Origin of the sequence: Methyloversatilis sp. (assembly GCF_030698125.1) — a bacterium.
Taxonomy (GTDB): domain Bacteria; phylum Pseudomonadota; class Gammaproteobacteria; order Burkholderiales; family Rhodocyclaceae; genus Methyloversatilis.
Genome location: NZ_JAUYNV010000053.1, coordinates 55,211 through 71,594 on the forward strand (window position 1 = coordinate 55,211; position 16,384 = coordinate 71,594).

12 protein-coding genes and 1 tRNA gene are annotated in these 16,384 nt (G+C 64.9%); 7 read left to right on the forward strand and 6 right to left on the reverse strand.

The features are described from left to right. Positions 1-7: 7 nt before the first annotated feature. Both Q8Q80_RS17725 and Q8Q80_RS17730 read left to right on the forward strand, forming a co-directional pair. The gene (locus Q8Q80_RS17725) at positions 8-3,118 is read left to right on the forward strand and encodes an efflux RND transporter permease subunit (RefSeq protein ID WP_305634191.1); all 3,111 of its coding nucleotides are present in this window, start codon (positions 8-10) and stop codon (positions 3,116-3,118) included. Next, a complete protein-coding gene (locus Q8Q80_RS17730; protein ID WP_305634192.1) occupies positions 3,115-4,554 on the forward strand; it encodes an efflux transporter outer membrane subunit in 1,440 nt (479 codons plus the stop codon). Before Q8Q80_RS17725 ends, Q8Q80_RS17730 begins: the two co-directional genes overlap by 4 nt. A 25-nt stretch (positions 4,555-4,579) precedes the next feature. On the opposite strand, the gene Q8Q80_RS17735 is transcribed toward Q8Q80_RS17730, so the two are convergent. Beyond that, positions 4,580-5,185: a polymer-forming cytoskeletal protein gene (locus Q8Q80_RS17735; protein ID WP_305634193.1), complete on the reverse strand. Its 606-nt coding sequence runs from the start codon at positions 5,183-5,185 to the stop codon at positions 4,580-4,582. Between the two features lie 292 nt (positions 5,186-5,477). On the opposite strand from Q8Q80_RS17735, the gene Q8Q80_RS17740 reads away from it, so the two are divergent. From Q8Q80_RS17740 to Q8Q80_RS17755, 4 genes are all read left to right on the forward strand, one after another. Further along, on the forward strand, positions 5,478-6,893 hold the full coding sequence (locus Q8Q80_RS17740) for a HAMP domain-containing sensor histidine kinase (protein ID WP_305634194.1): 1,416 nt from the start codon (positions 5,478-5,480) through the stop codon (positions 6,891-6,893). Positions 6,894-7,002: 109 nt separating this feature from the next. Further along, the gene (locus Q8Q80_RS17745) at positions 7,003-7,350 is read left to right on the forward strand and encodes a hypothetical protein (RefSeq protein ID WP_305634195.1); all 348 of its coding nucleotides are present in this window, start codon (positions 7,003-7,005) and stop codon (positions 7,348-7,350) included. Next, the gene (locus Q8Q80_RS17750) at positions 7,347-8,726 is read left to right on the forward strand and encodes a sigma 54-interacting transcriptional regulator (RefSeq protein ID WP_305634196.1); all 1,380 of its coding nucleotides are present in this window, start codon (positions 7,347-7,349) and stop codon (positions 8,724-8,726) included. The genes Q8Q80_RS17745 and Q8Q80_RS17750 overlap by 4 nt, the downstream gene beginning before the upstream one ends. 157 nt (positions 8,727-8,883) lie before the next feature. Beyond that, positions 8,884-9,261, forward strand: a complete 378-nt coding sequence (locus tag Q8Q80_RS17755) for a BON domain-containing protein (protein ID WP_305634197.1) — start codon at positions 8,884-8,886, stop codon at positions 9,259-9,261. On the opposite strand, the gene Q8Q80_RS17760 is transcribed toward Q8Q80_RS17755, so the two are convergent. Continuing rightward, positions 9,246-10,016: an MBL fold metallo-hydrolase gene (locus Q8Q80_RS17760; protein WP_305634198.1), complete on the reverse strand. Its 771-nt coding sequence runs from the start codon at positions 10,014-10,016 to the stop codon at positions 9,246-9,248. The genes Q8Q80_RS17755 and Q8Q80_RS17760 overlap by 16 nt on opposite strands. A 448-nt stretch (positions 10,017-10,464) precedes the next feature. Further along, positions 10,465-10,543 (reverse strand) — tRNA-Ile (locus tag Q8Q80_RS17765). A 79-nt stretch (positions 10,544-10,622) separates the two neighbouring features. On the opposite strand from Q8Q80_RS17765, the gene Q8Q80_RS17770 reads away from it, so the two are divergent. Next, a complete protein-coding gene (locus tag Q8Q80_RS17770; protein WP_305634199.1) occupies positions 10,623-11,792 on the forward strand; it encodes an alkaline phosphatase family protein in 1,170 nt (389 codons plus the stop codon). On the opposite strand, the gene Q8Q80_RS17775 is transcribed toward Q8Q80_RS17770, so the two are convergent. From Q8Q80_RS17775 to dnaG, 3 genes are all read right to left on the reverse strand, one after another. Continuing rightward, positions 11,777-12,208, reverse strand: a complete 432-nt coding sequence (locus Q8Q80_RS17775; protein WP_305634200.1) for a CBS domain-containing protein — start codon at positions 12,206-12,208, stop codon at positions 11,777-11,779. The two genes, Q8Q80_RS17770 and Q8Q80_RS17775, sit on opposite strands and share 16 nt — an antisense overlap. A 53-nt stretch (positions 12,209-12,261) precedes the next feature. Continuing rightward, complete coding sequence (rpoD, locus tag Q8Q80_RS17780; protein WP_305634201.1) at positions 12,262-14,319, reverse strand: RNA polymerase sigma factor RpoD; 2,058 nt, start codon at positions 14,317-14,319, stop codon at positions 12,262-12,264. A gap of 295 nt (positions 14,320-14,614) precedes the next feature. Further along, the gene (gene dnaG, locus Q8Q80_RS17785; protein ID WP_305634202.1) at positions 14,615-16,381 is read right to left on the reverse strand and encodes a DNA primase; all 1,767 of its coding nucleotides are present in this window, start codon (positions 16,379-16,381) and stop codon (positions 14,615-14,617) included. Positions 16,382-16,384: the final 3 nt, after the last annotated feature.

Genomic DNA, 16,384 nt, shown 5'->3' on the forward strand with positions numbered 1-16,384 from the left:
CGCAGCCATGGCCCGCTTCTTCATCACCCGCCCGATCTTTTCGGGCGTCATTTCCATCGTGATCATGATTGCCGGTCTGGTGGCGTCGCTGTCGCTGCCGGTCGCGCAGTACCCGGAAATCTCTCCGCCGACCGTCATCGTCACGGCGACCTATCCGGGTGCCAATGCCGAAACGCTTTCGCGCACGGTTGCGGCACCGATCGAGGAACAACTGTCCGGCGTCGAAGGGCTGCTGTACTTCAACTCGACCTCGACCTCGAACGGCACGGTCAGCATCACGCTCACCTTCGAGGTCGGCACCGACCCCGACACCGCGCTGATCGCGGTGAACAACCGCATTTCGGTGGCCGAATCGCGCTTGCCGGAAGACGTGCGGCGCAACGGTCTGGTGGTGCGCAAGCGTTCGAACAATCTATTGATGATCGCTGCGCTGAAGTCGACCGATGGGCAGCGCGACACCCTGTTCCTGACCAATTACGTCGCGGTGAACGTGCTCGACGAATTGCGCCGGCTGCGCGGCGTCGGCGACGCAATCGCCTTCGACGCGCCGTACGCGATGCGCGTCTGGCTCAAGCCGGACGTGATGGCGCGGCTGGGCATCGCCACCTCCGACGTGGCGGCGGCGATCCGCGTGCAGAACGCGCAGAACGCGGCCGGCCGCATCGGCCAGGAGCCGGTGCTCAACGGTCAGCAGCTCACCTATACGGTCAGCGCCAAGGGCCGTCTGCTGAGCATCGAGGAATTCGAGAACATCCTGCTGCGCGCTGATGGCCCGGGCGGCGTGGTGCGGCTGAAGGACGTCGCGCGCATCGAGCTTGGCGCGGAGAACTATGACCGCACGACCAAGGTGAATGGCACGCCGGTGTCCGGCATGGGTATCTACCTGCAGTCCGGCGCCAATGCGCTGGAAGCGGCGAATCTGGTGCGCGCCAAGCTTGATGAACTGTCGGTGCGGCTGCCGGACGGGCTCGAATTCATCATCCCGAACGACACCACGCGCTTCATCCGCGAATCGATCAAGGCGGTGGCGACGACGCTGCTCGAAGCCACCGTACTGGTCGTGCTGGTGGTGTTCGTTTTCCTGCAGAACTGGCGCGCGACGCTGATCCCGCTGATTGCGGTGCCGGTGTCGCTGGTCGGTACCTTCGCCGGATTGTGGATGTTCGGCTTTTCGATCAACACGCTGACGCTGTTCGCCATGGTGCTGTCGATCGGCATTGTCGTGGACGATGCCATCGTGGTGCTGGAGAACGTCGAACGGCAGATGCGCGAATTCGGCCGCACGCCGAAGGACGCGGCACTGGAAGCGATGCGCGAAGTGTCCGGCGCGCTGGTCGCCATGGTGCTGGTGCTGGTCGCGGTATTCGTGCCGGTCGCCTTCCTGGGCGGCATCGCCGGCAAGCTGTACCAGCAGTTCGCCGCCACCGTGGCGGTGTCGGTCACCATTTCCGGCATCGTCGCGCTGACGCTGACGCCCGCCCTGTGCGCGCTGATGCTCAAGCCGCACGACGGGGAATCGAAAATGTTCCGGCCATTCAACCGCGGCTTCGACTGGCTGACGAAGGTCTACACCGGCACCGTGGCGCTGACGCTGCGTCATGGCCTGATCAGCGTGCTGGTGGTCGGCCTGCTGTTCGCCGGCGCGGGGTTCATGTTCCGCGTCGTACCGGGCGCCTTCGTGCCGTCGGAAGACCAGGGCTATCTGTTCGGTTTCGTCACGCTGCCCGACGGCGCGTCGGCCGAGCGCACCGAACAATCGTTCGAAAAGCTGCGCAAGGTGATCAACGACGAGCCGGCGGTGGAAAACCTGTTCATGGTGCGCGGCATCGACTTCATCACCGGCAACAACCGGTCGAGCGTCGCCATGATGTTCGTGGTGCTGCGTCCATGGGACCAGCGCACCGAAACGGCTGACGACCTGCAGAAGAAGATCGCCGCAGCCGGCATGAAACTTTCCGACGGCATGGGACTGATCTTCAACCCGCCACCGATCCAGGGCCTGGGTACGGCGGGTGGCTTTGAAGCCTACGTTCAGGCACGCGAAGAGGCCGACCCGCGCAAGCTCGCGGCCATCACCACGCAACTGCTTGAGGCGCTGAAGGCGCGCTCCGAACTGACCGGCATGAACAGCTTCTTCCGCGTGTCGTCGCCGCAGCTCGCGGTCGAGGTGGACGAGTCGAAAGCGATTGCACTAGGCATACCGATCGACGCGCTGTATTCGACGCTTCAGGCCACGATGGGCACGCTGTATGTGAATGACTTCAATCGCTCGGGCAAGACCTACAAGGTGCAGCTTGGCGCCGATGCCGCCTACCGCATGAAGCCGGAAGATCTGGGCAAACCGTATGTGCGGGCGAGTACCGGTGCAATGATTCCGCTGTCGGCGGTGATCACCGTGAAGTCCGTCGTCGGTCCGGAAATGGTCGAGCGCTTCAATGGCTTCATCGCCGCCAAGATCCTCGGCAATTCGGCGCCGGGCCGCAGTTCGGGCGAGGCGATCCGGATCGTCGAAGAGGTGGCGCGCGACGTCCTGCCGGCGGGCTACTCACTCGAGTGGACCGGTCAGGCGTATCAGGAAAAGCGCACCGGCCTGACCTCGGTGATCGCGATGGGCTTCGGCATCATCATGGTGTTCCTGATCCTCGCTGCACAGTACGAGCGCTGGTCGCTGCCGCTGGCGGTCATCCTCGCGATTCCGTTCGCCATCCTCGGGGCGCTGCTGGCGGTGTGGGTGCGCGGCATGCCGAACGACATCTATTTCCAGATCGGTCTGGTGGTGCTGGTCGGACTGGCGGCGAAGAACGCCATCCTGATCGTTGAGTTCGCTGCGCAGAAGCAGGCCGAGGGCATGAGCGCCCTCGAGGCCTCGCTCGAGGCGGCGCGGCTGCGCTTCCGCCCGATCTGCATGACTGCGCTCGCTTTCATCCTCGGCGTGGTGCCGCTGGTGATCGCCACCGGCGCCGGTGCGTCGGCGCGCCGTTCAATGGGTACCGGCGTGTTCGGCGGCATGCTGGCCGCCACGTTCGTCGCGACGATCTTCATTCCGCTTTTCTATAGCTGGCTGAGCGGCCGCAAGGCGGCAACGCGCAACACAGACACCCCGGAGGCGATGCAATGAAGCCTGCATTCCGCTCACCGGCCCTGACTGCGCTCGCCGCGTTGCTGCTGTCCGGCTGCATGGTGGGCCCGGACTACATACGGCCCGAGCTGCCGCTGCCCGGGCGCTTTGCGGTGTCGGACGACGGCCAGCCCCAGGTGGCGGTGGCGCGCGGCTGGTGGAAGCTGTTCAACGATGACACGCTGAACGCGCTGGTCGACCGTGCGCTGACCGACAACAGCGACGTGCAGCGTGCTGTCGCGCGGATCGAACAGGCCGACGCGGTGCTGCGCGAAGTCGGTGCGGCGCTGTTTCCGGATGTGGGTGTGGGCGCGAACGCGAGCCGCTCACGCATCAGCGGTGTGGCGACACCGATCCCGGCCGGTGCGCCGCTGTACCGCAACAACTTCCAGACGGCGATCTCGACCTCTTTCGAAATCGACTTCTGGGGCAAGCTGCGCCGCGCCAGCGAGGCGGCGCGCGCGCAGGCGCTCGGCACCCGATACGCAAAGGACACGGTGGAGCTGACACTGGTGAGCCAGCTGGTCGGAAGCTACCTGAACCTGCGGGCCCTGGATGCCCAGCTCGCGCTGTCGCGCGACACGCTGACGACACGGCGCGACAACGCCACCATCCTGCGTACGCGCACCGAACGTGGGCTGACCAATGATCTCGAACTGCAGCAGGCGCTCGGCGCGGTGTCGGCCATCGAGGCGCAGATCGCCGATCTGACGCGCAGTCGGGTCATTGCCGAGAACCAGCTCGGTCTGCTCAGCGGCCAGCTCGATCTGGCGATCGCGCCGGGCGACCTGCGCACGCTGCCCATGCCGCCGCAGCCGCCGGCCGGACTGCCGTCGTCGCTGCTCGACGCGCGGCCGGATATCCGTCAGGCCGAAGCCGATCTGGCCGCAGCCAATGCGCAAATCGGCGTGGCGAAGGCGGCGCTGTACCCATCGATTTCGCTGACCGGCAACTATGGCGCTCAAAGCCGGGAGCTGTCCGACCTGTTCAGCGGACCGGCCAATATCTGGTCGCTGGGCATCGGTCTGGATCTGCCGTTGTTCGACGCCGGTCGGCGCAGCGCGCGCGTCGATCAGGCCAGTGCGCAGCAGAAGCAGGCGCTGGCGAGCTATGTGTCGGCGGTGCGCAGTGCCTTCACCGATGTGCGCGATGCGCTGGTGGCGGGCGAGCAGTACGCGCAGAGTGTGGTTGCGCTGCAAGCGCAGTTCGACGCCGCTGCACGCAGTCTGGAGCTGGCGCAGAAGCGCTACGACGCGGGCTATTCGCGTTACCTGGAAGTACTCGATGCGCAGCGAAGCGCGAATGACGCATCGCTCGCGCTGGTGCGGGCGCGCCAGTCGCAACTGGCCGAAGTGGTGAACCTGTATGTCGCGCTCGGCGGCGGATGGGCCGGCGCGACGGCGGAGCAGGGCGAGGCCGCAGCGGCCGCGCCCTGATCTCCAGCCACTCCGGCCTTCCGTTTCAGCCGGCGAGCGCGCTCAGTACACGACGCTCGTCCGCCGGCTGTTCCTTCGTCGGCCGCGAGGCGTCCTTGCTTGCGGCGGTCAGCGACTTCACGTCGCCCGATATTTCCCCGCCCTCCTCGATCAGGATCGAGCCGTAGCGGATCTTGCCGCTGACCCGGCCGGTCGCATGGACGATGAGCCGCTGGCGCGCGGTCAGTTCGCCATCGAAATGACCGTGGATTTCCGCGATGTCGATGCCCACCGTGCCGGAGTACGCGCCATGTTCGGCGATGCGGATGACCCGGCTGTCCATCGTCGCCTCGACGCGGCCTTCCACCACCAGCGTGTCGCAGTCGAGAATTTCCGCGCCCTTGAGCTTCACGTCCGGTCCGACGATGAGGCGGCTGCCTTGCTCGGTCGAACCCGCACTGGCCGCTTCACGCGCGGCGGGCGTGGCGGTGAGTGAGGCCGGTGTGTCGCCGGAGAGCGACACCTGCTGAGCGCTGGTCGGTTGCGCGGCTGGCAAGCCACCTGGCAGGGAGGATTGACCGCCTGGCCGCAACGTACGGCCGGTCTGGTTTTCGGCGGGTTTCGGGAACGGACCGGGTTTGCTGTTGAACATGCGTTCTCCTTGGATGATCGGGCCATCGAAGCGGGGCCCGACAGCACCCAGCAATGGTTGTGCCCGAAGCTATAAACCCATTTTTTTCATTGGCTTGCAGGAATTCATGGATGACGGATGTCCGGGCCAGGCATCCGGATGTCGCTCTGGCACGACACGCCCGCCTTGAACCGGGCGTCAAGCCATGCGTCTGCCATTTACTTTATTTTGCATTTGCTTACGACGGCTTACCGCGCGGGCTTTGCGCCTTCCCTAGACTCGCGGCTCCATCTTGGCCTTACTCCGCCCGCGCATGCCGCATCTTTCCTTCCGCAGCACCCTTCTCATCGCCGTTCTGCTGATCGCCGGCGCGCTTGGCGCAGCGGCCGGTAGCGGCTGGGTGATGCTGCAGGACTTCGCGTTTGCCAGCCGGCAGGCCGGTGCCAGTGCGCTCAGGCTGTCGGCTGCGATGCAGCAGATCGACGAACGCAGCGCCGACATGGAGCGCAGTGCGCGTCAGTACGCGGTGCTGCAGGCACCGGCGCTGCGCGAACGCTTCGATGAGGCCTACGAGCTGGCGCAGATCGCTCTGGTCGATATCGAAGCCGAATTGCCGGTCGCAGCCGCCACGACGAAATGGCGCGAACGTGCCGCCCGGCTCGCGGCCGGATTCGATCTGTCGGCGCCCCCGGCGCCCCCGGCGGACGCGGTCGACGCCGAATCGGATCTGGCCAGCTTCAACGACAGGCTGGCCGCCGCAATCCGCAGCCACATCGACCAGCGCAACACCACGCTGCTCGATACGCTGGAACGCAGTCGTGACCGGCTCGCGCTGCAGGTGCTGGCGGCCGTGGTGCTCGCGGTGTTGCTGGCGTTGGCCATCGGCTGGTGGATATTGCGACCGCTCAAACACGTCGAACGCGCGATCACGCGACTGGGTGAAGGGAGCTTTGCGGTGCCGGTGGCGGTCGGTGGGCCGGCGGACCTGCGTCAGCTCGGAGACCGGCTGGAATGGCTGCGCCAGCGCATGGCCGAGCTCGAAACGCACCGCAACCGGGTACTGCGCCATGTTTCGCACGAACTGAAGACGCCGCTCGCGTCGCTGCGCGAGGGCATCGCGCTGATGCAGGACGGCGTGCTCGGCGGCCTGAACGTGGAACAGCTGGAAGTGAGCCGCATCCTGGACACCAATGCGCGCGCGCTGCAGGAACGCATCGAGCAGCTGATCGGCTACAACGCCACGCAATTCGATGCACAGCACCTCGACCTGCGCCCGACCGCATTGCGTGCGCTGGTGCGCGACGTCACCGCGGACCTCAAGCTGCAGGCCAAGGTCAAGGACGTGCAGATCAACGTGTCGGGCTATGCGCCGCCGGTGCGCGGCGACGCCGCCAAGTTGCGCATCGCGCTGAGCAACCTGGTCAGCAACGGCATCGCGTTCAGCCCGCATGGTGGTACGGTCCGGCTTGAGTTGAGCGCGGATGAACAGACCGCCCGCATCGACTGCATCGATGAAGGGCCGGGTGTTGCGCCGGACGAGGTTGATCGCATCTTCGAACCGTTTTTCCGCGGCACCCGCCGCGCACCGCGACCGGACAAGGGCAATGGCCTCGGTCTGGCCATCGTGCGCGAGTTCATCGCCGCCCACGGCGGCACGGCGCGCGTGATGCCGGCCGAACGCGGCGCCCATTTCAGGATAGAACTGCCTCATGCACCTCAAGCCGTCTGACCCCGCCCGCGGTCCCGCGTTTCCATTCGCATATCTGCTGATGCTCGCCGCGCTGTTGAGCGGCTGTGCGGCGACACGATCATCACCCACCACCGGAGTACCTGACTCGGTGCCGCTATCGCCTGTGGTGAGCGTGCAGCCGGTCGAGCCGTCGCCGCTGCAGCAGGCCATGCAGGCCGCACACCCGCGCACCGGCAACGCGGCGCGCGCGAAGGCGCTGCTCGAAACGCTGCTCGCGACCACGGACGATGCGTCGCGCGCGCAGCATCCGTATGCGCGCAGCCTGCTCGACCAGATCAATGAGCGGCAGCGACTCGTCCAGCAGGCGGAGCGCACGAGCCAGCAGCTGAAGGACAGCCAGCTGCGCAACGACGAGCTGCAGCGCAAGATTGACGCGCTGGCCGATATCGAACGCACGCCGCCGGTCCGCGCTCCGAAGCGGGCGCTGGCCCGATGAGCGGCGCGCACCGCTTGCTGCTGGTCGACGACGATACGGATCTGCTGCGACTGCTGTCGATGCGGCTCAAGGCCAGTGGCTACACGGTCAGCACCGCCGAAACCGCAGAGGCTGCGCTGTTGCGGCTGGCGGTCGAGCGCTTCAGTCTCGTGGTGTGCGATGTGCGTCTGCCCGACCGCGACGGCCTGTCGCTGTTCGGCGACATCCGCCAGCAGCACCCGGCGCTGCCGGTCATCCTGCTGACCGCGCACGGTACGATTCCGGATGCGGTCGAAGCGACTTCACAAGGCGTCGCCGGCTATCTGACCAAACCTTTCGACAGCGCGGTGCTGATGGCGCAGATTTCGCGCGCACTCGAGCATGCGGCGCCACCCGGCGCGGGCGCTACCATCGACGAGGCCTGGCGTGCCGACCTGATCAGCCACAGCGCGCGCATGAACACGCTGCTCGACGAAGCACGGCTGATCGCGGCGTCCGACGCCAGCGTGCTGATCCGCGGCCAGAGCGGGACCGGGAAGGAGTTGCTGGCACGCGCCATTCATCGCGCCAGCCCGCGTGCAGCCGCGCCCTTCGTTGCGATCAACTGTGGCGCGATTCCGGAGGCGCTGCTCGAATCCGAACTGTTCGGGCACGAGCGGGGCGCTTTCACCGGCGCGACCGTGCGCCATACCGGTCTGTTCCGTGCGGCGCACGGCGGCACGCTGTTTCTCGACGAAATCGGCGACATGCCGCTGGCGCTGCAGGTGAAGCTGCTGCGCGTGCTGCAGGAGCGCGCGGTGCGCCCGGTCGGCGCCACACTGGCCGAGCCGATCGACGTGCGCATCGTGTCGGCCACCCATTGCGACCTCGACACCGCGCTTGATCAGGGTCAGTTCCGCGAAGACCTGTATTACCGCATCAACGTGGTCAGCCTCGTCCTGCCGTCGCTGGACGAACGGCGGGAAGACATTCCGCTGCTGGCCGATCACTTCCTGCGTGCGCTGGCGAAGAAGTACGGCAAGCACCTGACCGGCTTTGCACCCGATGCGCTCGAAGCGCTGGCCACCGCGACCTGGGCCGGCAATGTACGCCAGCTGCAGAACGTCGTAGAACAGGCGTGCGCACTGACCACGACGGCACTTGTGCCGCGCACGCTGGTCGACCGGGCGTTGCGTGTGAAGCCGATGGAAGCGCTTGGCTACGCCGAAGCCAAACAACGGTTCGAACGCAACTATCTGGTGCAGTTGCTCAAGCTCACGGCCGGCAACGTGAGCGATGCGGCGCGCATCGCCGGGCGCAACCGTACCGAGTTCTACCGGCTGTTGCAGCGCTGCGGCCTCGACCCGGTGCTGTTCAGGGGCGATGCAACGGATGCGGGAGTCAGCCGGCAGACCTGACCGGGCCGGCGTTTCGCCGCTGGGGTGTCGCTGCGGCACGACACGCGGCCTGCGGAAACTTGAGCAGGTTATTGATTATCAAGAAAAAGGCGTTCTGGCATGAGACCTGCGTAGGTCATCTGGCCAGCGCGACCCGATCACCCGGAGGAGACAGCCCATGATTTGCAGACAGCGCATTGTTACCGTGTTGACCACGACCGCCATTGCCTATTCCATCTGCTCGCCGACCCAGGCCGCCAATCTGGTCGGCGTCGCGCAGTCCAAATCGCGCGAGCCGGTCGCAAACGACCTCGACCACAGCCTGCAAAACGACATCAAGGCCGCACTGGGCGCCGAACCGGCACTGGACGGCTGCTCTGTCGCGGTGTCGTCGCGCAGTGGGCAGGTCACGCTGTCGGGGATCGTGCGCGACGCCGTACAACTGGCCCGCGTGCTGCAGACGGCGATGTCGGTTCCGGGCGTTCGGCACATCGACAATGCGATTGAAGTCGGTGACCCATCCGCTTGGTCTGCGTCGGTTCAGGGCACACGATAGCTCGCCTGCGTCATGAGGTCAGTGCCGCACGGCAGGTCCTCGATCCAGTCCACAAACCGTTTCACCATGGCTGGCCCCTCGAAGCGCGCACCGTGCTGCGGGACGATCATGTCGATGTCCAGGGTACGCACCATGTTCGCCCAGTAGCGACAGACCTTGTTGGCGACCATGTAGCGGCGATGAAAGCCGACCATATGCGGTACATGGGCGTCGAAATCGCTGACCGCATGCAGTGCCTCGCGGTGGTCGAGCATCGAGGCGCCCATGTCACCCGAAAACAGGATTTTCGATACCGGATCGTAGAACTGGAAGTTGCCTTCCGAGTGCAGGAAGTGCGCGGGCAGCGCGATCAGTCTGCATTCGCCGAGGGCGATGTGCATGCCTGCATCCGGAATTGCAATGATGCGCGACGTGTAGTCGCGACCGCTCGTGAAGTGCGGCAGAAAACGCGCCCAGATGCTTGAAATCATCACCTTGCATGAAGTGCTGACCATCCACTTGTTCATCGACGCAATGATGTCCGGGTCGGCGTGCGATGCAAGGATGAGATCCAGATCCTTCGACGGAAAGTAGCGCTGCATCGCCATGATCAGGCCGCTGTAGGTCATGTTGCCGCCGGGATCGATCAGCGCACCGTGCCCGTTGTTCGCGATCAGAAACTGGTTGCACTGGACAGCGTTGTCTGCGCCCTCATCGACCAGGTCGTAGAAGGCAAGGCAGACATGCTGTCCATCGTTGTAGAGTTCGACGGCCATGGGTTACCTTCGTCTGGAGCTTCGGCACCCGAAGCACCACCATTTTGCCGCAACAGCGACCGGCGCTTCGCACTCGATCGAACACGCGTGACGATGATCGCGTCTGCGCCGCACGCCCACGTGCGTGCGGCGCCCGATCCGATCCGGGGCGGCGTGGCGCATGCGGGATCAGGGAGGTGATTGTGGGTCGACACTGCGCAAGAAGGATCTGCTGAGGCCGATGCAGGCGGCATTCACGTCTTCCAGGAAGGCAGACAGGGCGGAGCTCGACAAGGCGCTTGCCAGGTCTTCACTGGCATCGAATTCGCGTTGTCAGGGCTCAGTCGTCACCGAATTTCTGGAACCGGTTGGCCAGTCGGCAGCCGTCGATGCGGGGACCATGAGGGAGGGGTTTGCGACCCGCTGCTGACTGGAAAAGCCCCAGCCGTCAGCGGCTGGGGCTATGTTCTGGTGGGCCCCCCGAGAGTCGAACTCGGCACCAACGGATTATGAGTCCGCTGCTCTAACCAAGCATGAGCTAGAGGCCCGACAAGGGCGCGTACTATAACAAAGCACTGCGCGGTTCGGTCATCGGGACCGGCCGGTCAGCCGGGGAGTCAGCGCTGGATGTGGCCGGATTTTGATGGCGGATCGATTGTCGATCTGATGGACAGCGTGCTGCGCTCGCGTGGCGGGCATGCGGCGGGCCCCGGGCTGCGCGATGTGGACGTGTCGGGCTGGAGTGACGCGCGCACCGTGGTGCTTCTGGTGCTTGACGGCGTCGGCATGGCGCAGCTTGATCTGCTGCCGGAGGACAGTTTTCTGCGGCGCCATTGCGCTCACGCACTGACGTCGGTTTTCCCTTCCACCACCGCCGCGGCGATCACCACCTTCATGACGGCGCGCGCTCCTGCGGTGCATGGTTTGACCGGCTGGCACGTGCGCTTCGATGAACCCGGACTCGATGGTCGGGTGCTGGCCATCCTGCCGGTCACGCCACGCGGCATGCCTGACGCATCGGAGCAGACGCTGGCGCCCGACGACGTGCTGGAAAGGGTGTGCCGCACGCCGTCGCTGTTCGCGTCGCTGCCCGGCGACAGTTGCGTTATTTCCCCGGCCGACATCGTCGATTCACCGTTCAACCTGCGGCACAGTGCGGGGGCTCGGCGCATCGGCCACGATGGTTTGCCCGACATGCTGGACCAGATCGACTGCGCGCTGAGAGTGCCGTCTCCACCGTCTTACGTCTATGCCTACTGGCCGGATTTCGATCATTGCGCCCATCAGCGAGGCGCGGCGTCTGGCGAGGCGCGCGCTCTGCTGCGCGCCGCGGATGTTGCACTGGGCCGCTGGGTACAGGCGCCGTCGCGACGCGACACCTTGCTGCTGGTGACCGCCGACCACGGGTTCATCGACGGGCCACCGCAGCGTCTGATCGAACTGGAAGATTTTCCGCTGCTCGCCGATTGTCTCGCCGGTCCGCTGTCCGGCGAGCGAAGGGCGGTGTTCTGTCACGTGAAGCCCGGGCGCGTGCGCGATTTCGAGCGGGCGTTGCAGGCACTCGAGCCTGCCTGCACCGTGTGGCGATCGGCCGATCTGCAGGCGGCCGGGCGTTTCGGGCCGGGCACGCCTCATCCGAAGCTGCTGTCGCGCATTGGCGACTTCACGCTGGAAATGCGTGACGACTGGACCTTGCGCGACACGATGCCGGGCGAGCGTGGGCACCGCCTCGTCGGCGTCCACGGCGGGACGCACGCCGACGAAATGCGGGTGCCGCTGGTTCAGCTGGTGATATAGCTTTCGAGCTGCCGGATCAGGAACTGCTGGTAGGCGATCGTTTCCTTGACCATGTCGCCGATGGACACGACGCCGACCAGTGCACCGGATTCATCAAGCACCGGCAGGTGGCGGATGCGCTTGTCTGTCATCAGATGCATGGCGTCATCCACCGTATTGGCCGGTGTCACATGGATGAGCTTGCTCGTCATCACCTCGCGCAGCGGTGTCGACGACGAGCTTTTGCCTTCCAGAACCACACGCCTGGCGTAGTCGCGTTCCGAAAAGATGCCGGCAAGCTTGCCGGCATCGGTCACCAGCACGGCGCCGATGCCGTGCTCCGCAAGAAGGCGCAGTGCGTCCAGCACAGTGCGATCCGCCTCCATCTTTGCAATCGGGGCGGTCTTGCCTTCGAGTACCTGGGCTATCGTTTTCATGGTGCATCCTCCCTGTTGTCTATCAAGACTCCGGATGAGGATTCAACCCGAAATCAGGTCTCCGTGTCGAGGAAGCTGCGCAGCTTCTCCGAACGCGACGGATGGCGCAGCTTGCGCAGCGCCTTGGCTTCGATCTGGCGGATGCGTTCGCGCGTCACGTCGAACTGCTTGCCGACCTCTTCCAGAGTATGGTCGGTATTCATTTCGATGCCGAAGCGCATGCGCAGGACCTTGGCTTCGCGTGGTGTCAGGCTGTCCAGCACTTCCTTCGTGATGTCGCGCAGGCTGGCGAACAGCGCGGCGTCTGTCGGTGCCAGCGTCGCAGTGTCTTCGATGAAGTCGCCCAGATGCGAATCGTCGTCGTCGCCGATCGGCGTTTCCATCGAGATCGGCTCCTTGCTGATCTTCAGGATTTTCCGGATCTTCTCTTCCGGCATTTCCATGCGGATGGCCAGCGTCGCCGGATCAGGCTCGGCACCGGTCTCCTGCAGGATCTGGCGCGAAATGCGGTTCATCTTGTTGATCGTTTCGATCATGTGCACCGGAATGCGGATGGTGCGCGCCTGATCGGCAATCGAACGCGTGATGGCCTGACGGATCCACCAGGTCGCATAGGTCGAGAATTTGTAGCCGCGACGATACTCGAACTTGTCCACCGCCTTCATCAGGCCGATGTTGCCTTCCTGGATCAGGTCGAGGAACTGCAAGCCGCGGTTGGTGTACTTCTTGGCGATCGAAATGACCAGACGCAGGTTGGCTTCGGTCATTTCGCGCTTGGCGCGGCGCATCTTCGCTTCGCCGGTGGACATCTGCTTGTTGATGTCCTTCAGTTCCTTCAGCGGCAGACCGATGCGGTCCTGGATGTCGATCAGCTTGCCCTGTTCCTCGATGATGGCCGGCGCAGCGCGCAGCAACTGCGCGCCATTCGACTTGGCAGCGGTGATTTCGCCCTTCAGCCAGTCGATGTTCACCTCGTTGCCCGGGAACACCTTGATGAAGTGCGAACGCGGCATGTTGCCCTTGTCCACGCACAGTTCCAGGATCTTGCGTTCGTGCTTGCGTGCCGACTCGACCATGCCACGCACCGAATCGCACAGCTTTTCGATCATTCGGGCGGTGAAGCGGATGTTCATCAGCTCGTCCGACAATTGCTTCTGCAGCTTCAGATAGATCTTGTCCTGCGAGCCCTTCTTGTCCAGCGTTGCCTGCATCCTGGTGTAGAAGGCGCGGATGTTCTCGAAGCGCTCGAGCGCGTCGGCCTTGAGCTGGATCAGCGAGGCGCTCATCGCGCCGGCTTCGTCTTCCTCTTCCTCGTCGTCCTCTTCGCTGTCCTCGTCAACAGCCGGCTCCGGTGCCGCCGCAGCGGCTTCTTCCTCGACCGCGTTCGGATCGATCAGGCCGTCGATCAGCTCGTCGATGCGCATTTCCTCGCGCGCCACCTTGTCGGCCATGTCGAGGATTTCCGCAATCGTCGTCGGGCAGGCGGAGATGGCCTGAATCATGTGACGCAGGCCGTCTTCGATGCGCTTGGCGATTTCGATCTCGCCCTCGCGCGTCAGCAGTTCGACCGTACCCATTTCGCGCATGTACATGCGCACCGGGTCGGTCGTGCGGCCGAATTCCGATTCCACCGTGGATAGTGCCTGTTCGGCTTCTTCCTCGACTTCCGACGCATCGACCACAGCCGGGGCGTTCTCGCCCATCAGCAGGTCTTCCGATGCGGGGGCTTCGTCGAAGACACGGATGCCCATGTCGTTGAAGGTCGAAATGATCGACTCGATCTGCTCGGCATCGACAATGTCGTCCGGCAGGTGGTCGTTGATCTCGGCGTAGGTCAGGTAGCCACGTTCCTTGCCGAGCGCAATCAGCGTCTTCAGGCGCAGGCGACGCTGGTCGGCGTCCATCGGCAGTGCATTGGCGACGGCGCCGGCTGCCTTGGCAGCTTTCAGTTCCTTCGCCTTGCTGGCAGCCGTGGCGGCCTTCGCGGGCTTTGCAGCGCGTGCTGCGACGGGCTTCGATACGGCTGCTTCAGTCGGGTTGGGGGCGGCAACAGGTGTTTCTTCGACCGCTACCTGCTTGCGTGTATCCTTCGACTTGTCCTTGGCGACCATGTAATTCCTCAGATCTGCGTGTTACCAACGATCTTCCGACCATCGGAATATCGTCCGCCGGCATCGATGAGACACCCCGCGATGTGGCGGCCCGGAATGCTGCGAGGGCATCCGGCTAACGTTTTACGATTCGTTCTGCGGCTCGTCCCACGCTCGTCCCACGATTCGCTCTACGGTTCGAGTACGTTGCGTCCGACGAGTTCGGCAGTGCCCGGCAGGACACCCGCGTCGTCGGCAGAACGTTCAATAGGGGAACCCATCATTATACGTGTTTTAGGGTGCGCGTCCGCCTGTTTCAAGTGCCGGCCTTCTCCTTCAACAGGCGGTGCAACTCCTCCTGCTGCGCGGGGGTCAGCCCGGACTGCCGGCTCAGTTCGGTCAAGCGCTTGATCGAATTCGATATTCCGGCACGTCGCAGATGCAGGATGGTGTCGTCGAACATGTGCGGCAGTGCGCCTTCATCCGCTACATCTTCCAGCGAGCTGGCTGCGGCTTCAGTCATCAGCGCCCCGTGCGGGCTGTCCCGGAAAAATTCCATCAGTGCAGCGGCATTCGGCGATTCGATGTCGCCATGTTCCAGGCAGTCGGCCACGGCCTGCACCGCCTGCAACCAGCTGTCGTCCTCCACGAATTCCAGATGGCCCAGCCGCAGGCTCAGGTCGGGGCGCTGCATCACGATGCACAGCAACTTGCGGGCAGGCGACGACGGCGCAGTGCGCGGCGCCGCTGCCGGCGCGCGCGCCGGGTAGCTGCCGCGGCGCGGTAAGCGCAGCCCGCATGCCTCGGCCAGTTCGGCCGCAGACAGGCCGACCGCCGGCGCCAGCAGATGCAGCAGCTGGGTGCGTAGTGCGCCGGCCGGCACCTGCGTGACCAGCGGTCTCGCTTCGGTCACGAGCTGCGCGCGCCCTTCGGCGCTGCGCGTGTCACAGCGCGCCTCGAGCTCGTGCAGCAGGTATTCGCTCAGCGGCTGTGACGACAGAGCAAGCTGGCGGAAGCGGTCTGCGCCCTGTTCGCGCACGAAGCTGTCCGGATCGTGTTCCGGCGGCAGGAACAGGAAGGATGCGGATCGACCGTCGGCGAGTTCGGTCAGCGCTGATTCGAGCGCACGCCAGGCGGCCTTGCGACCGGCGCGATCACCATCGAAGCAGAACACGATGCGATCGGTCTGGCGGAACAGTTTGTGGATATGGTCGGCTGTGGTGGCGGTACCGAGCGTCGCGACCGCATTGCCGACGCCGAACTGCGCCAGCGCCACCACATCCATGTAGCCCTCCACCACCAGCACGAAGCCGTCGTCGCGAATCGCCGCGCGCGCCTGCGTCAGGCCGTATAACTCGCGGCCTTTCGAGAACAGGGGGGTTTCCGGGGAATTCAGGTACTTCGGCTCCCCCTTGTCGAGCACGCGGCCGCCGAAGCCGATCACGTTGTTGCGCGCGTCGAAGATGGGAAACATGATGCGGTCGCGGAAGCGGTCGTAGCGCCGCCCCTTTTCCTGACCATCGGACGCCTCGGCGTCGATGACCAGACCGCATTCGTTCAGCCCGGGCGCCTCGTAATCATCGAAGGCGTCGCGCAGGCCTTGCCAGCCATCCGGTGCGTAACCGATGCCGAAGCGCGCAGCGACCTCGCCCGACAGGCCTCGTCCCTTCAGGTAGTCGATGGCACGGGGTGTCTTCTTGAGCTGCTGCTTGTAGTGATTCGCGGCGCGCGCCATCAATTCCGTCAGCGAGGCCGCCTGCTGGCGGCGCTGCGCCATTTCAGGCGTGAAATCCTCACGCGGCACGGTCATGCCGGCCTGGCGCGCCAGCTCCTCTATCGCTTCCGGATAGGGCAGCCCTGAATATTCCATCAGGAAGCCGATGGCGCTGCCGTGCGCGCCACAGCCGAAGCAGTGATAGAACTGCTTGGTCGGGCTGACTGTGAATGACGGCGACTTTTCGCTGTGGAAGGGGCAGCAGGCCTGGTAGTTGGCACCGGCCTTCTTCAGCGGAACGTGGTGCTCCACCACATCGACGATGTCGACCCGGTTGAGCAGTTCCTGGATGAAGGACTGCGGGATCATGCC